Origin of the sequence: Vibrio hibernica (assembly GCF_015223435.1) — a bacterium.
Classification (GTDB): domain Bacteria; phylum Pseudomonadota; class Gammaproteobacteria; order Enterobacterales; family Vibrionaceae; genus Vibrio; species Vibrio hibernica.
Genome location: NZ_VHKO01000013.1, coordinates 12689 through 30300, shown reverse-complemented (window position 1 = coordinate 30300; position 17612 = coordinate 12689). Strand labels below are relative to the sequence as shown.

At 40.9% G+C, this 17612-nt stretch carries 16 protein-coding genes; 5 read left to right on the top strand and 11 right to left on the bottom strand.

Annotated features, from left to right (window positions below; genetic code table 11):
• Positions 1-41: 41 nt before the first annotated feature.
• On the bottom strand, positions 42-3830 hold the full coding sequence (gene tamB / locus FH976_RS07450) for an autotransporter assembly complex protein TamB (RefSeq protein ID WP_194090248.1): 3789 nt from the start codon (positions 3828-3830) through the stop codon (positions 42-44).
• The gene (gene tamA / locus FH976_RS07445) at positions 3830-5563 is read right to left on the bottom strand and encodes an autotransporter assembly complex protein TamA (protein ID WP_194090247.1); all 1734 of its coding nucleotides are present in this window, start codon (positions 5561-5563) and stop codon (positions 3830-3832) included. The genes tamB and tamA overlap by 1 nt, the downstream gene beginning before the upstream one ends.
• A gap of 141 nt (positions 5564-5704) precedes the next feature.
• Here tamA and msrA point away from each other — a divergent pair, with 141 nt between their 5' ends.
• Positions 5705-6337, top strand: coding sequence for a peptide-methionine (S)-S-oxide reductase MsrA (gene msrA / locus FH976_RS07440; protein WP_194090246.1), 633 nt, complete (start codon positions 5705-5707; stop codon positions 6335-6337).
• An 89-nt stretch (positions 6338-6426) separates the two neighbouring features.
• On the opposite strand, the gene FH976_RS07435 is transcribed toward msrA, so the two are convergent.
• Complete coding sequence (locus tag FH976_RS07435) at positions 6427-6639, bottom strand: DUF1107 family protein (protein WP_194090245.1); 213 nt, start codon at positions 6637-6639, stop codon at positions 6427-6429.
• Positions 6640-6856: 217 nt separating this feature from the next.
• Here FH976_RS07435 and FH976_RS07430 point away from each other — a divergent pair, with 217 nt between their 5' ends.
• The gene (locus tag FH976_RS07430; protein WP_194090244.1) at positions 6857-7408 is read left to right on the top strand and encodes a YtfJ family protein; all 552 of its coding nucleotides are present in this window, start codon (positions 6857-6859) and stop codon (positions 7406-7408) included.
• Positions 7409-7532: 124 nt separating this feature from the next.
• On the opposite strand, the gene cysC is transcribed toward FH976_RS07430, so the two are convergent.
• From cysC to cobA, 5 genes are all read right to left on the bottom strand, one after another.
• Complete coding sequence (gene cysC / locus FH976_RS07425) at positions 7533-8174, bottom strand: adenylyl-sulfate kinase (protein WP_194090243.1); 642 nt, start codon at positions 8172-8174, stop codon at positions 7533-7535.
• A gap of 15 nt (positions 8175-8189) precedes the next feature.
• Positions 8190-9914 carry an SLC13 family permease gene (locus FH976_RS07420; protein ID WP_194090242.1) on the bottom strand — a complete coding sequence of 575 codons (1725 nt, stop codon included), beginning with the start codon at positions 9912-9914 and terminating at the stop codon, positions 8190-8192.
• Between the two features lie 14 nt (positions 9915-9928).
• Positions 9929-11380, bottom strand: a complete 1452-nt coding sequence (gene cysN, locus FH976_RS07415) for a sulfate adenylyltransferase subunit CysN (RefSeq protein WP_194090241.1) — start codon at positions 11378-11380, stop codon at positions 9929-9931.
• A gap of 72 nt (positions 11381-11452) precedes the next feature.
• A complete protein-coding gene (cysD, locus tag FH976_RS07410; RefSeq protein WP_194090240.1) occupies positions 11453-12361 on the bottom strand; it encodes a sulfate adenylyltransferase subunit CysD in 909 nt (302 codons plus the stop codon).
• Between the two features lie 72 nt (positions 12362-12433).
• Positions 12434-13333 carry a uroporphyrinogen-III C-methyltransferase gene (gene cobA / locus FH976_RS07405; RefSeq protein WP_194090239.1) on the bottom strand — a complete coding sequence of 300 codons (900 nt, stop codon included), beginning with the start codon at positions 13331-13333 and terminating at the stop codon, positions 12434-12436.
• A gap of 213 nt (positions 13334-13546) precedes the next feature.
• Between cobA and FH976_RS07400 the strand changes: the two genes are divergently transcribed.
• A complete protein-coding gene (locus FH976_RS07400; protein ID WP_194090278.1) occupies positions 13547-13999 on the top strand; it encodes a GNAT family N-acetyltransferase in 453 nt (150 codons plus the stop codon).
• On the opposite strand, the gene FH976_RS07395 is transcribed toward FH976_RS07400, so the two are convergent.
• Positions 14000-14644 (bottom strand): LysM-like peptidoglycan-binding domain-containing protein, encoded by a 645-nt coding sequence (locus FH976_RS07395; RefSeq protein WP_324187414.1) that lies wholly within the window; start codon positions 14642-14644, stop codon positions 14000-14002.
• A 175-nt stretch (positions 14645-14819) separates the two neighbouring features.
• Here FH976_RS07395 and FH976_RS07390 point away from each other — a divergent pair, with 175 nt between their 5' ends.
• Positions 14820-15440: an FKBP-type peptidyl-prolyl cis-trans isomerase gene (locus FH976_RS07390; RefSeq protein WP_194090238.1), complete on the top strand. Its 621-nt coding sequence runs from the start codon at positions 14820-14822 to the stop codon at positions 15438-15440.
• Positions 15441-15612: 172 nt separating this feature from the next.
• Positions 15613-16089 (top strand): DUF2780 domain-containing protein, encoded by a 477-nt coding sequence (locus tag FH976_RS07385; protein ID WP_194090237.1) that lies wholly within the window; start codon positions 15613-15615, stop codon positions 16087-16089.
• 96 nt (positions 16090-16185) lie between these two features.
• On the opposite strand, the gene rplQ is transcribed toward FH976_RS07385, so the two are convergent.
• Together rplQ and FH976_RS07375 are read right to left on the bottom strand one after the other, a co-directional pair.
• Positions 16186-16569: a 50S ribosomal protein L17 gene (gene rplQ, locus FH976_RS07380; RefSeq protein WP_190332530.1), complete on the bottom strand. Its 384-nt coding sequence runs from the start codon at positions 16567-16569 to the stop codon at positions 16186-16188.
• Between the two features lie 26 nt (positions 16570-16595).
• Complete coding sequence (locus FH976_RS07375; protein ID WP_194090236.1) at positions 16596-17597, bottom strand: DNA-directed RNA polymerase subunit alpha; 1002 nt, start codon at positions 17595-17597, stop codon at positions 16596-16598.
• Positions 17598-17612: the final 15 nt, after the last annotated feature.

The following is a 17612-nucleotide window of genomic DNA, read 5'->3' as shown; positions in this document are numbered from 1 at the left end:
GATAACACCGATTACTAGAAAGCGCCTTATTTTAAGTAAGCTTAGTTGAAACTAAACTGATAGATGAAATCAACCGCACTGTCGAGTCCTGTCACCGCTTCAACATAAAAATCACTCATTAATTCATAACGAACCGTAAATTCACCTAATGAGTTAAAAATTCCAACGCCATATTTCACTTGTAGACCTGGCGCAATATAACCGCTCACGGTGACTTGTGAATCGTCCCCCGATCCTGCTGTTCCAAGTTGCAAGTCTTGCACGCCAAACTTTTCACCAATTTGGCCGACTACTTTACCGCTCTTCGCCAAACTAAGGCCAATTAATGCTGTCGTCATGGCGCTGCCGCCAGAACCACCTTCTATATCTTGCCCGCGTAATAAATAGGATAATGCATTCGTTTGTGGCATTGCGGGTTCAGAAAACACCACGACTTCTGGCGCATCTGCAGGACCGGTCACCGTGATCCCTGCAATAACATCATCTTGCGTGTTATCAGGGTTTCGGATCGCTTTTATCGAAACATAAGGTTGATCAGCTGGGCCATTCATTAAGATCTTACCTTCCTTAATGATCAGATCTTGACCAAAGGATCGATAGGAACCATTTTCTATTCGTATCTCACCAAAAATAAAAGGCCCTTTATTCTTTTGAGAAACTTTCAAACTACCGACTAAATTACCACGTAGACCAAAGGCTGATAAACTCACATCATTGCCAATATTGATAGTAATGTCGGTTTCCAGCTCCATTGGTAGGCCGGTGCTCTTCTCTATAGGCTTAAGATTCTGATCCAGAATGACTTCATCTTTTGAAACGCTCACAGCGCTTTCTGGTAGCTCTTCCACCAAGATACGTCCCCAAGGTATATCAATATTGCCCGTGATTTTGGCTAACGTGGGGGTAATCGTAATGGTAAGATCTGGTTTAACTTTTAAGCGCACCATTGGCGGCGCTTCCACTTTTAATTCATCACCATAGACGCGTAAATTCACCCTCCATTTTTCAAGATTTGACCAGTCCGCATCCCCTTTTAAGTTAAGCTCACCGTCAGGAGTATGAAGGTTCGAGTTTAACTTCGCAGAATAACCATTAAATTGAGTATTCACTTCCCCGCTATTCACATCGACAGGAAACATCTGACCTTTCAGCTTCATGTCTAACACTCTAAAATCACCGACTACCTTAGGTTTTAACATCGGCCCTTGAAAGGTGAGTGATGAATTAATATCGGCTTGCATGAGGTTTTGCTCACCCAATAATGGTGATAGAAATGACAGGTTAATGTGCTTAATGACATTCTTACCTTGCATGATAGGGCGCTGACCTTGCACATCTTTAATTGAAATATTTCCTTTAATGTCACCGTTATTGATTAAATCCAGTAACCAATTAAGATCGAGCGTATTGTTGCGTAAATTCGCACTGAGTTTTATATCTTCCCAACCAAGGGTTACCGGTGTAGCAAGATTTTGCGTCACATATCCTTTGGGGATCATGACATCAAGCTTAACTTGAGGAGCGGTATTGGGTGCCCATTTAGCCCAAGCTGTCGCATTGAGCTCACCGCTGATTACAGTATCAGCAGGAATAAAGGCTTTTAGCTGGGAAAAAACAAAATGCTTAACTGAAATAGCGGCTTCCCCTTTTTCTCCCAGGGTGGCATTATTTTCTAAGCAAATTTTTGCTGGAGAATTTGACCAACAATGCGCATCAATTTGAGCGGTTTGTTTATCGATTTGATAAGCCAATGGCAAAGGATGGTCGAGTTGCCAGCGCTGAGATTGTAGTTCTGGCTGCTTAAGCTCAATTAATGCGGACTCTAATTGACCTTTCCAGTGTGTTTTTGATTTATCACTAACCCCCCCAGTTAATACAAAATGGGTAGCAACAATATCGGTGATGGCATCAAAATCTAATTGATGCTTCGCTTCATCTCCCACAAATCGTAATTTTAATGTTTCTAAAGTACGATTTTGATATTTACCTTGGCTCGCCAGTAATGAAATATCGCCACTAGGCGCAGGTAGCGGGCTCACTTCTCCTTTTATACTTAACGACTTTAATGTTGCTTCCATTTCAGGTAGAGCGATATTGTTCGCTTCTACGTTAGTGTAAATCTTCGGCTGTTTTTGCAATCCACGCAGCCGAACCATGCCTTTAACACTGCCTTTAACTTGAGGAATAGATTGTGATAATTTCGGTGCAGAAACATCCAAATCCATATGCCATTTCTTCCCTAGATCACCTTTCATCAATAAGCCATTATCGGCGTGAGAAATACGCAACCCTCGAGTTTTCAAGTTTACATTGCCATCACCATTGATATCACTGGCATTCAGTTGCCCTTTAATCACAATCGGATATTGCCTTAAAACGCCTTTAATATCTAAGCTTGGAACCTTGACTTGCCAACCATCTTGCTTCGTTAATGAGCCAGAATTCACGATACTGCCGCTAATTTTTCCTTCTGCTTGTGGCCATTGCAAGCCCGGTTGTATATCCGTCAAGCCGAGCGTGGCAGTCCAATAAAATAAATGCTGCCAGTTGGCCATTACTTGCCCAGAAATATGCCCGCCTAAAGTATCAAGAGTGATTCTTTTAATGCTTACTTGAGACATATTGCCAGAACCTATTGCCTCTAGCCCAGTAGATGGAATATCGCCTCCTGAAGCCTCCGCCTGAAAAGTAAAGTGATATTGTTCTAATGAACCTTTGGCACTTAAATCAGGCACGCTAAGTTGGTAGTCTGATGGCCCTTTTAGAGGCCAGCGAACTTTTGTTTGGCTCAATTGAATATCAAACGGCAAGGCTGCCTTCAGTGGTTGTAGTTTTGCCTGCAGGTGAGCTTGTGCGCCATTAGACAACTGCGTGCGTAACGATAAATCGGCCGCACTACCATCGGCTTCCAAGCGAATCTTTTGTCCATTAAGCTCAGGGATTTTTAGTTGGCTATTCATGCGCAGACTCAGTGGGTAATCCCCCGAAAGTGTGACCTTCGCTTTGGCATCCACATCGGCTTGTGGAGCGTCTAACTGCAAGCGCATTATATTAACTTTACTGCCTCTGGTATCACCCATTAATGCTAAACGGTTAACCACTATTGGCGTCTCGCCAGCCATCTTAAAATCTTTGACTTCAAACGATTCAATATTCAAGTTCAAAGGCAATGTAATATTGGGAAGTTTAATATCAGGCTGTTGTGATAACGGAATGGCTTTCTCTTTAGATGAGGGTTTGGCTCCTGATGATTGTTCTTTAGTGGATGCTAGCGATAGACGAATAGCTTGCCACTGCGTTGGACTGATCGTCAGTGTTTTGCCTTGCATATATAAACCACTAGAGAATGATTTCCAACTCACCTTATTGCCCAAAATGTTTAGATCAATATCATTTAAGGTTAAATGGGTTAACGAAATTGGAATCGGCAAGAATAATGCAGGCATAGAACTCTTAGCATTTTCTTGTGTATCCGAAGGTTCAGGTAAGGAAGGGAGTTCTAACTTTAAACCCTGTATAGCAACAGTATCGACACACACTGAACGTTGTAATAAGCAATCTAGAGTCACCGAAAAGTCAAATTGTTTAAGCCGAACATTAATTGGAATATCAGTGTTATTGTATTGCACATCATGCAAGGTAAATGCTGGCAATAAACTCCCTTGCATCTCACCCACTTTCAATTCAGGCACAAACTTTTGCGCCACCCATAACGAAGTGCTTAACCCAACATTAGTAAATAAGAGAACGACAACCAATAGCAATACCACCAGCACTGTCGTCGGTATTACTAGAATAATGCCTAATAGCCATTTCAATAGTCGTTTCATTACAACTCAGGCCCTAAGGTAAAGTGGATACGGAATTGATCACCTTGAGCTGCATCTTTACCGTAAGCAAAATCCAAGCGAATAGGCCCAACTGGTGATCCCCAACGGAGCCCCATTCCTAACCCAGTTTTAAGTTCAGGTGTATCGGTCCATGCATCACCAAAATCGGCAAACGTTGCCCACCACCAATTGCCAGTAATTCGATATTGATACTCAAAACTACTGGTTGCCATATAAGCACCGCCTTCTAATTCACCCTTGCTATTTTTTGGTGAAATTTCTTCATAACCATAACCGCGTAAAGAGTTTATCCCGCCGACAAAAAATCGTAATGACGGTGGTACCTCATCCCAATTTTCAGCAAAAGTTCCGCCAGCATCCAACCTAGTTAAAAAACGATGATTTTGCCCTAATCCACGCACCCAAGCAGTATGACCAATCACTCTAAGTAAACGCGTATCAGAAAAAGCCATTGGATCGCCATATTCAACATTAATACTTTGCTTATCTCCCCACATTGGCATTGCGCTGGTGCCGCGAGTCCTCACTCTCGAAAATGAGATACCAGGTAAAACGTAAAGAGAATTGCCAGACTCAGAAGCCTGTACATAATCTTCATATAAGAGCCGAAGGTAAATACTACGATGCCACCCATTGTCATACAGCCAATGCCTTTCAAATGAGAGGTTTTGTTCTTGGCTATCAGTATCGTTTTCATTTTCATCTTTAAAACCATACTGCATTAAATAATAATCATGCAAAACATCTTCAAGCGGGATCTTATAGTTAGCGATAAAGGTTTTTTCTGGTCTCGAAACCATAACACTGGCACCAACACTATGGCCGTATTCATTTAGCCACGGCTTTTTCCACGATAACTTAGCTCTTGGTCCTACGTCAGTAGAGTAACCAATACCGGTTTCGATCTGGTTTTTAGTTTGCGGCGCAAGATTGACTGTCATCGGTAATTTTTTTGTTTTTCCTGAATGCTCAAGATCGGGTAAAACCGAAACAGATGAAAACCACTCCGTGCTAGATAAGTTTTGGTTTAATAAACCCACCGTAACCGACTGATAGGGATCGCCCTCTTTATAAGGAATTAATGAGCGAACTCGAGGATCTTCAATTTGGCTTCCTGATATCATCGTACTGCCAAAAACATAACGAGGGCCACTTTGGTAATGCAAGTGAATAAAAGCCTGATTACGCTCTGGAGACACTTGCAATCTCGCATCGGTAAATTCACCATCAAAATAGCCTTTTTGCAGTGCTAAATTTCTCACTGCATCTTTGAAGCTCTCATAATGACCGTGATTGATCACTTGGCCTAAATTTAACTTCGCACGGTCGACTAAGTGAACAAAATCGACATCTGCCGCGGCTTCACCGCTAATATCAATATCACTAACATAAATAATGCTAGGTAAACCTTTATCCACCTGAACGATCAATTCGTTATCGCTTGCAGTCTCGTCCCCTTCAACGCTAAAGTGGATCTCAGGATTGTAGTAACCTAATGCTTTTAAAGCGTCGCGAATATTATCTTCGACTTGAGATTGAAAGCGCAAAGATACGGAATACTCATCTTCCTTAATCGAGGATAAATACGCGGAGATATTGTCTTCCACCTCTCCATCTACACCTTTTATAGTCAGATCAGTTGCCGCATAACTTGCCGTCACAGGCAAAATAAGCAATATACTGAGTAAAAAAGAAAAGTGGATTTTATTCATAGGTGATTGCGACTCTATCCTTGAAACAATTGAAACTTTCGTTTATTTGAAATAACGGATGAGACCATCAGGTCTGGTAGTATAACTGTTTGCTAAACTACCAGACTTTCTATTTTCTCTAAAGCGACAAGAGGCTAAAACATGTCAAATAAAGATAAATTAATCACTCAAGAAACGGCTTTGGTAGGCCGAAGCGAAAAAATGCCGATAACTGAACAGCACTTTATAAACCAAACTGATTTAACAGCAGAAAAACCAAATGGTTACCAGCAAGTTTTTTTAGGATTAGGCTGTTTTTGGGGAGCGGAGCGTGTTTTTTGGCAACTGGAAGGCGTTATTAGTACATCGGTTGGGTACAGCGGTGGTTATACTCCTAACCCAACCTATCAAGAAGTATGTTCTGGTCAAACCGGACATGCCGAAGTTGTACGCGTTATATTTGATCCAAGCAAAATTACGTTAAATCAGATTTTAACCGTATTTTGGGAACGTCACGATCCTACTCAGGGAATGCGTCAAGGTAATGATATCGGAACCCAATATCGTTCAATAATTTTAGTCGAAAACTTACAAGACCAAGCCGTGGCTATCGCCAGTAAAGATAGGTACCAGCAGGCGCTAGAGCACGCAAATAAACTCAGCATCACCACAGAAATCAGTATTATCCAAGACTATTACTTGGCCGAAACTTATCATCAACAATATTTAGCCAAAAACCCTCAAGGCTATTGTGGTATTGGTGGTACTGGAGTTTGCTTCCCTCCACAAAAATAAACGCTAACACAGAAAAACAATCACGGCGTTGTAGTCGATGCTTCTACCATAAGAACTACAACGCTCTATCACTAAATAGCAGTATAAATTTAGCAGTCCAACGATAGTGTTTTAATCGCTAAATTTATCTCTTTCATTACCTTTAATTGCTTCTTATCTGCAATGGCTGGTAACAATACTTTACCCTGGTCAAAACGGAAATATCCAACCCCTTGAATGATAAACTCCCCACTAAACAGCATTTTTACAAAACGTGCAATTTTAGTTGGACGATAGCGACGAAAAATTGGTTTCATATTCATGATATTAACCCATTTGTTTTGGTGTGAATCAAATTCAACGAATAAAGCGATTGTAGCGGTAAGGTTTCGCCTCTACTTAAAATCGGTGAATACCTGTTATAGACAAAAAATGAAATGAAAATTAGATCTAGGCGACAAATACACACTTTAAAACACAATTGTTACGCTATTATGTAAAGGATTCTTCATTATTAGTGTTTAAACTAGGTAATTCATTATGTTCAAAAAAATCACTGCTATTTTATTATTATCCATCACTCCTTTTATTACTCACGCGAATAATATTAAGGTAGGCCAAAGTGTCGCGGCAGTCAGCGTTGACGAGGGCGGTGAAATCTTTATTGAAAATGATACTACCTCTTATTTACCATGGACGACGGAACAAATGCTTGGCAAAGTTCGCGTCATCCAAGCTATTGCAGGTCGTTCAAGTGCAAAATCAATGAATGCCCCATTGATGGAAGCCATCACTAATGAACACTTCCCTGAAGATGATTATCAAACGACTACGATTGTGAACCAAAATGATTCAATTTGGGGTACAGGATCATTTGTTAAATCTTCAGCTGAGGATGGTAAACAAGATTTCCCTTGGTCTTCAATGGTGCTAGACAGCGACGGCGTCGTATCGAAAGTATGGCAACTTGATGAGAGCACTTCCACCATTATAGTTCAAAATAAAATGGGTCAGGTGTTATATACTAAACAAGGCAAGTTAACCGACCAAGATATACAACAAGTATTGCAGTTAATAAAAAAATCACTGTAAGTTAATCAAAATAGAAGAGAAAAAACGTTATTTTCCTTTTATATAAAATACCAACATTATGAGCAGAGTAATTAGCTCATAACGTTGGTATTGATATCGATATAACGAAAAAAGTACGAAACCGTTATGCGCTAATAATGCCTTTCGCTTGCAACGTATTTAAACACTGTAAAACCAACTCACCGATGGACTTGTCTCCAGCAAGTAAATCAATTTCTGCTTGTAATGGTGCTTCATATTCTGAGTCAATACCGGTGAAGTTCGTTAACTCTCCCGCTCTAGCTTTTTTATACAAACCTTTAGGATCACGTTGTTCGCACACTTCAAGCGGTGCATTGACAAACACTTCAATAAATTCACTTTCTGGCAGTAATTCACGCACCATTTGTCTCTCTGCTCGATGAGGTGAAATAAAGGCCGACAAAACAATCAGTCCTGCATCAGCCATCAATTTAGCCAATTCACCAATACGACGAATATTTTCACGTCGGTCTTGTACTGAAAAACCTAAATCACGACAAAGCCCATGCCTAACATTATCACCATCTAATAAATAGGTGTGATAGCCACGTTGGACTAAAGCCGATTCCAGAGCGCCCGCGACTGTTGATTTACCAGCACCCGATAAGCCAGTAAACCAAAGTACGACAGGTTTTTGTTGCTTCAATTGCGAACGTGTTTGTTTTGTCACTTGGTGTTGATGCCAAATCACATTTTCGTCTTTTTCAATCTCCGCATCAGTTGCATTTTGTTCAATTAGACTCATTATTTACATTCCATCTTAAAAAGGGAAAAAATAAGGGATCAGGCTCAACACTAATGTTGAATACACCAAAGATATTGGCACCCCAATTTTAATAAAATCTTTCATTCGATAATTCCCTACGCTGTATACCAACAAATTAGTTTGATACCCATAAGGAGAAATAAAGCTGGCGCTCGCGCCAAATAATACCGCCATAACAAATGGCATAGGATCGATGCCATATGCCATTGCCATGCTATAACCAATAGGAAAGGCAAGCGCTGCAGCCGCATTATTGGTGATCAACTCAGTTAATATAAGAGTAAAAAAATAGGTCGCAATTAAAGCTCCTATTGGTCCCCAACCATTAAACAAGTAAATGAACAAATCACCCATTTGTTGCGACAAACCCGATGACATCATTAATTGCGCTAAAGATAACGCCGAACCCACAATCACGACAATATCTAAAGGAAAACGACGACGTAATTCAGTCATACCAACAGCGCCAATCGCCAACATTAATACGATATACGCGGCGAGCGCTTTAATAATTGGGACGAACCCGAGCAGAGACACACTAATAGCCAAAGCAAAACCGACTAAAGCAATGGCCGATTTTTTGCTATCTAGTTTCGCGCTACTGTCTAAATCATTGGTCAGCACAAACTCTTTGCCGTGCGTTTCCCGCGCCCGATGGAAACCTTTACCAGGAACCAGAATTAAAGTATCGCCAGCAGCTAAAGTTACGTTACCTAAGCCTCCCTCAAGACGTTCGTGCCCACGACGAATGGCAACCACAACCGCATCAAATCGGTCACGAAACTGTGTCGATTTTAAGGTTTTATTGCAAACCGAAGCCGATTGACCAATCACCACTTCAATAAAACTTTGCCCATTTAAATGATGCTGCCCAAACAAGGTAATGCCAGGGATCTCTTGCAACGTCGCAACACTTTCCACATCGCCACAAAACAGTAATCTGTCTTTTTCGAGTAAAATAAGATCTGGTGTAACAGAAGCCAACGTCACACCATCTCGAATAACTTCAGCTAAAAATAATTTACGCAACGCACGCAAGTTATTTTCCGCAATGCTCTTACCAATCAATGGCGACTCTTTTTCAACCCGAGCCTCTAAAAAATAAGGCAATTCATCTTGCTCGTTTGAATCACTGCTTGGTAAGAGATAACTCAGTGGAATTAACATTAAAACGCCACCCGCTAGCACTGCGAGACCAATGCAGGTCGGGGTAAAAAAGCCCAAACTTGGTAACCCTGCATCCACAACAAAACTATTAATAATAAGGTTGGTTGACGTGCCAATTAACGTTAACGTGCCACCAAGGATCGCCGCATAAGAAAGTGGAATTAATAACCTTGATGGGGCATGGGACTGATTACGCTTAATAGCACCAATTAATGCGACGACGACTGCGGTATTATTGGTAAAAGATGATAAAAATGCGGTTGATAAACCTAGCTTAGTTACCACCGTTCCAAGCTTACCTTTAGAGATATAACGACTAATCCAACTGATCAGGCGGGTTTTCTCTAACGCACAAGATGCTAAAATTAATAACACCAAAGTAAGTAACGAGGAATTGGTAAAGTTTTTCGCTAATCCATTAAGATCAACCGCGCCAATCATAAAGGCGACAAGTGTGGCTGTGGAAAAAATCAAGCTAGGCTTACACTTGGTAAAAACTAAACTACCAATAATGCTGACTAACAATAATAAGACAACCCATTTTTCCCACATGCCAACACCCAACCTTATTGCTGCTGATTCACAGGTTTGACATCAAAAATTTGACTGATATCTTTCGCTTCCCACTGTGGGAAGTGCTTACGAATAAGAGCATTCAATTCAACTTCAAAACTGGCAGAGGTTTTAGGTTGAAGATCTTGTGAAAGTAAGCGCTCACGGATCATTCCTGCCCCCACCGTCACATTGGTTAATCGATCAATAAAGATAAAACCACCCGTGTCTTCACAATCGTTATACTCATCTAGCGCGACGGTTTCAGTTAGTGATATTTCACATAAACCAATACCATTTAGTGGTAGCTCTTGGGTTTCAAATTGCTCAAGATTATTAATATCGTATTGATATTTAATGGACTCTAATTGACCAACCGTTTGTTTTCCCGCAATTTTAATATCGTATTGACGACCAGTTACGAGCGGTTGATCCGTCATCCATACCACGTCCGCTAAAAACTGATTAGTCGCTTTAATCGATGCACCTGTAGGGACGAGCAGATCACCACGACTGATATCAATTTCATCTTCAAGCGTTAATGTTATGGCTTGTCCTGCACGCGCCGAATCTAAATCACCATCAAAAGTCACAATACGGGCCACTTTTGAACTTTTACCAGAAGGCAGTGCTGTCACGCTATCACCAACAGCAATGGTTCCGTTCGCAATCGTTCCGCAAAAACCGCGGAAATCCAAATTAGGACGATTAACATATTGGATCGGCAAACGGAATTCACCTTGAGTATGCGCGTGACTTAAATCAATATTTTCTAAAATTTGTAGTAATGGTAAACCTTGATACCAAGCCAAATTTTCAGTTTGATCGACCACGTTATCGCCTTCCAGAGCCGAAATGGGGATCAATTGAATATCAATATCTTGGTTAAGGTTTTTAGCGAACTCAAAATACTCTTGACGAATTTCTTCAAAACGCGCTTGTGAGTACTCCACTAAATCCATTTTATTAACGGTCACAACAAAATGTCGAATACCTAATAAGCTAGCGATAAAAGAGTGACGACGAGTTTGATCGAGCACACCTTTACGAGCATCAATTAAAATAACCGCCACATCACACGTAGAGGCGCCAGTTGCCATATTACGCGTGTACTGCTCATGCCCTGGAGTATCTGCAATGATAAACTTACGCTTTTGAGTCGAAAAATAACGATACGCCACATCAATAGTAATACCCTGCTCACGCTCCGCTTGCAGACCATCCACCAATAGTGCTAAATCAGGGCGATCACCCGTAGTGCCAACACGTTGGCTATCATTATTGACCGCAGCTAATTGATCTTCATAAATTTGTTTTGAATCATGCAGTAAACGACCAATTAAGGTACTTTTACCATCATCAACGGAGCCACAAGTTAGAAAGCGCATTAATGATTTGTATTGATGTCGGGTCAAATAACCTTCGACTCCCAATTCAGCTAACTCAGCTTCAATCACCGTATTCATAGTTAAATCCTTTTATGCAAATGCATGTTTTAATAGCATGGTAGTAAGCGCACTTAAGCAAAAATAATGGAATTAGAAATAGCCTTGACGCTTTTTCAATTCCATTGATCCGGACTGATCGTGGTCGATCGCCCGACCCTGCCTTTCACTTGATCTTGCTACTAACATTTCTTGAATAATTTCGGGTAACGTGGCTGCTGTAGACTCAACCGCTCCCGTTAATGGATAACACCCTAACGTTCTAAAACGAACACTCTTATGCTCAACTTTTTCACCCTCTTCGAATACAAAGCGATCGTCATCTACCATGATCAACATGCCATTACGATTCACAACCGGACGAACAGCCGATAAATATAAAGGTACAATTTCAATGTTTTCTAGGTAGATGTATTGCCAAATATCAAGCTCTGTCCAATTCGATAGAGGAAAAACTCTAATGCTTTCGCCTTTATTTACTTGGCCGTTATAGGTTTTCCACAATTCTGGGCGTTGGTTCTTAGGATCCCAACCATGGTGTTTGTCACGGAAGGAATAGACTCGTTCTTTAGCGCGCGATTTTTCTTCATCACGACGAGCACCACCAAATGCTGCATCAAACCCATGTTGATTTAACGCCTGTTTCAAACCTTGAGTTTTCATGATGTCGGTATGTTTAGACGAACCGTGAACAAAAGGATTACACCCCATCGCCATTCCTTCTGGATTTTTATGCACCAAAAGATCAAAGCCATATTTTTTAGCGGTGCGATCACGAAATTCAATCATCTCTTTAAATTTCCAATCGGTATCAACATGTAGAAGTGGAAATGGCAACTTGCCTGGGTAAAAAGCTTTACGAGCTAAATGCAACATAACCGCTGAATCTTTACCGATCGAATACATCATGACTGGATTATCAAACTCAGCAGCAACTTCACGGATGATATGAATACTTTCCGCTTCGAGTTGCTGTAAGTGGGTCAAACGTTCTTGTTCCATGTTATATTTCCTTATCGCTCTAAGAGCTTCTATCTATATCCAAGGATTGATTACTGCACTTAAACACTGCGATTAGACAGCTAGCACCTTGGCTTGATGTAAATTTAAATGTGTAATTACGCCACCGTTGTTCAATTGAGCATCTTGATTAAACCAACTCAATTTATTCGCAAGTTTTACCACTTCACCCACAACAATTAATGATGGCGACTCAGCATACGTGGCTAAGCTAGCAAGCTCAGAAAGCTCACCAATGAAAACTTTTTGATTTTTCTGTGTACCACGTTCAATAATGGCAACTGGTGTACTGGTGGCACGGCCATTTTCAATTAGTTGCTGCTGAATATGACTCGACTTCATCAAACCCATATAAATAACTAACGTTTGATTACCGCGCGCTAGCGTTCCCCATTCCAGGGAATCTTGCTCAGATTTAAGATGACCGGTAATAAACATCGCAGACTGAGCGTAATCACGATGAGTTAATGGAATACCAGCATAAGCAGTGGCTCCTGCAGCCGCAGTAATACCGGGGATCACTTCAAATTGAATTCCAGCATCGGCAAGTACCTCTAACTCTTCGCCACCGCGGCCAAATACAAAAGGATCACCACCTTTAATTCGTGCCACCTTATAACCCTGGGTTGCGAAGTCGACTAAGAGCTGGTTGGTTTTATCTTGTGGTACGCTGTGATGACCTGCTTTTTTACCTACACACACTAAAATCGTGTCGCTTGGTATTAACGCCATAATTTCATCAGAAACTAAATAGTCATAAAGCACGACATCGGCCTGCTGGAGATAAGATAAGGCTTTCAAGGTCAATAATTCTGCATCGCCAGGGCCTGCACCGATTAAAGCTACACGCCCACGTATAAGTTGACTTGTTGCTTTAGTCAGCAAGGCATGGATATTTGGAGCCACTTGACCTTGGTTATTGTCTCGTACTGGGAAATGCTTAATCGTATCCATACCGTTGAATCACCATTAATCCTAAATGAGAATTCATTATGACGATCTGTATGAATTAGCTGAAATTCCAAAAATTCATTCGTTATTCGAATAACTGCTAAGAGAGGGGAAATACTATGAATATTAAATCTATCAGAAATATCGTATTGGCGGGGTAACGGTAAGCTGGTAGGGTAATCAAAAAATAAGACTCTAATCAATTTAAAGAGAAATATTATGCAATGGAAATGTGTACCATTTGAAGCCTTAACACCAATAGAGCTTTATCAGCTATTGAAGTTACGTGTTGATGTCTTTGTTGTAGAACAGACTTGCCCTTATCCCGAACTCGATGGAAAAGACATCCTATCTGGGGTTTACCATTTAATAGGTTATAAAGAGAATGAGATCATTGCCTGTGCGCGATTACTACCCCAAGGTATTAGTTTTTCAAACGTCAGCATTGGCCGTGTAGCAACAAAAGAGAATCATCGGGGTTCAGGTCTAGGACATGAATTAATTAAAACGGCATTAGTGCATTGCCAAAAACTTTGGGGGGAGTGTGATGTGAGCATCGGTGCACAATCGCATTTAGAGCATTATTATCAAAAGCATGGATTTAAAAAAATCAGTGAGGAATATCTAGAAGATGACATCCCCCATATTGATATGACCAGAATCGCTTAATTACTGACCTCGTTCAAAACCACCACTTGAAAGGCGGAAAAATAACACAGTGCTAGCTTCTTTTTCGATCTGAAGAATATCAAGATCACCACGATTAGTCAGTTTGAAACGAACTAACTGACCATTTTTAATCTGGCTCAACGGTTTATCTTTACCTTCAATAGCAACCAACTGGTTTAAATCTGACAACGATAGATCATTATTTCTAAAAACCTGAGAAAGCGTATCTCCTTCCTCAACGGTATAACTATGCCAAGGTTCAGGTCCAGCATTATCACTCACCGTAGGCTTGGTTTTTGATTCCGATTTTACGTCATCAGTATTGCCACCTAAGCTAATGCGCTTTTCATCTTTATTATCATTTATTTTTGGTTGCGGTTTGGATGCACTCGTCTCAACACCATTGATCATTACGGGTACCGAAACGCGCTGTGGATTGCGGGCCTTGTTAGTTGATTTAGCCACATCAGGCTCAGAATGGCTAACAGGAAGACACATCAATACCAAAACAATCGGTATAAGAACCATTAAACCGCGCTGATGCCACCTTGGTAACCCATTCCAATACCTATTGAAAGTAATAAAAAAGGAACTATTGATTATTTGATGTTTAAAGGACGATGGTTGTCGATGTCGTTGATTCACAGCCAAACCTCATATTAATTTTTCATCATCATAATTATTTAACTTAAACCTGTGTCAAGTAGAGTACAAAATTTCAGACTCCTCCGATAGTAAAACCAATTTATTCTTACAAAGTTTCATCTCTATAGCAGAACTGGTATTCTTAACGCTTCATTTAAGCAAACAAGAGATTCGCATGTCTGACGTTAAATTAGAAACAGTTGAACAAAAAGCAAGTTACGGTATTGGTCTTCAAATGGGACAACAGCTTGCAGGAAGTGGTCTAGAAGGTCTAAATGTAGCAGCGATTGCAAAAGGTATCGCAACCTCATTAACTGGTGACATGCCAGAAATCGAAGTTGATGACATTAACAATGCACTACGTGACTTACACACTCGAGCGGAATCACAACGTGCTGAACTTGCTAAAGTAGCAGCAGCAGATGGTGAAGAATTTTTGAAAGATAACGCACTTCGTTCTGAAGTTACGACTCTGGAATCAGGTCTACAGTATGAAGTAATGACCCAAGGTACTGGTGACGTTCCTACATCAGATAAGCAAGTTCGCGTCCATTACCATGGCCAATTAACCGATGGCACTGTTTTCGATAGCTCAGTAGAACGCGGTCAGCCTGCAGAGTTCCCTGTAACTGGCGTTATTGCTGGTTGGGTTGAAGCATTACAATTGATGCCTGTTGGTTCAAAATGGAAACTGTATATCCCTCAAGATCTTGCTTACGGAGAGCGTGGTGCCGGTGCAGCAATCCCACCTTTCGCCGCACTTGTATTCGAAGTGGAATTATTAGCTATTCTTTAATATTAGAAATAATATTATAAGTAAAAGCAGCCCGTTGGCTGCTTTTTTTATAACCAAACAACCACCTAACAACATTATTTTTAACCATAATGACAAATTGTATTAACTAACGTATAAACTAATATAGTTGTATAAAAAACATATCAGAACATCAATAAAATAGGGTACTTCCATGAAGAGAATAACAGTTGGTTTTATCACATTAAGCATGCTTATATCAGCACCAAGTTATGCACTGTTTGGTCTTAGCGATAAAGATTCAAACTCGGTTAATAAGCTTAGCTCACAAATTAGTAATTCCGCTAAAAACAGTTCTGAGTTGGTCAATACATTAAAAAGTGAGCTTGGAGTATCTACCACTCAAGCCGCTGGTGGTGCTGGAGCTCTTTTAGCCCTAGCATCAAATAAGCTGCCAGCCGATGATAGCAATGAATTGGATGGGTTATCTTCTCAACTTGGAGGATTACTCAATACGGCAAAATCAGCCAGCGGTTCGCTAGATAGCATGGCAGCCGTAAAAAGTGCATTCGAGAAACTAGGCTTAGATAGTTCGATGGTCGAACAATATGCACCAATTGTGCTCGATTATTTAAATAAAGAAGGGGCAAGTAGTGGGTTAATGGATTCGCTGACAGGTCTTTGGAAATAAATAGGCTGACGACTTCTTTTAAACACAAATCATATTTTACAGACAAAAAAAACGCTGAGTCATCGACTCAGCGTTTTTTATTAATGAACTTACGTATTATTCAGCAGCTTCTTCAGCTGATGCTGGACGATCTACAAGCTCAATGTAAGCCATTGGAGCTTTATCACCAGTACGGAAGCCACATTTTAAGATGCGAGTATAACCGCCTTGACGGCTCGCAAAACGTGGACCTAGTTCAGTAAACAATTTTGCTACAACTTCGTTATCACGAGTGCGAGCAAATGCTAGACGACGGTTAGCAACGCTATCCGTCTTAGCTAATGTAATCAAAGGCTCAACTACGCGGCGAAGCTCTTTTGCCTTAGGCAAAGTCGTCTTAATAACTTCATGACGAACTAGAGAGCCAGCCATGTTGCTAAACATCGCTTTGCGATGGCTGCTGTTGCGGTTGAGTTGACGACCACTCTTACGATGGCGCATGACCTAATCCTTCTAACTAATATCAATTAATCTTCAGCAATCGACGCTGGTGGCCAGTTTTCTAGGCGCATACCTAGAGAAAGACCGCGCGACGCTAGAACATCTTTAATTTCTGTTAAAGACTTCTTACCAAGGTTTGGCGTTTTAAGAAGCTCAACCTCAGTACGCTGTACAAGATCACCGATGTAGTGAATCGCTTCTGCTTTTAAGCAGTTAGCAGAGCGAACTGTTAGTTCAAGATCGTCTACAGGACGCAGAAGAATAGGATCGAATTCCGGCTTCTCTTCTTTCTCTTCTTTCTCTTCAGGTACACGTACATCACGTAGATCTACGAACGCATCAAGTTGTTCAGCTAAAATTGTAGCTGCACGACGAATTGCTTCCTCAGGTTCCAAAGTACCGTTCGTTTCCATATCGATAACGAGCTTGTCTAAATCAGTACGTTGCTCTACACGCGCTGCTTCTACTGCATAGGCGATTTTATCGACTGGGCTGTAAGTAGCATCAACAAGTAGGCGACCAATTGGACGCTCATCTTCTTCTGTATGGATACGAGCTGAAGACGGAACATAACCACGACCACGTTCTACTTTAATACGCATAGCGATTTCAGCATTGTCATCCGTTAGGTGACAAATAACGTGTTCTGGGTTAGCGATCTCTACATCACCATTATGGATGATGTCACCTGCAACAACAGGGCCCGAGCCTGACTTATTTAGTGTAATGAACACTTCATCTTTGCCTTCGGCAACACTTACAGCTAAACCTTTCAGGTTAAGAAGAACCTCAAGGATATCCTCTTGAACACCTTCTTTGGTGCTGTATTCGTGTAGAACGCCATCAATTTCTACTTCTGTCACAGCACAACCTGGCATAGAAGATAGAAGAATTCGGCGAAGTGCATTACCTAAAGTGTGACCAAAGCCACGCTCTAAAGGCTCAAGAGTTACTTTTGCATGTGTCGTGCTGATCTGTTCGATGTCAACAAGACGTGGCTTAAGAAATTCTGTTACAGAACCCTGCATTGTGTCCTCTCTTTT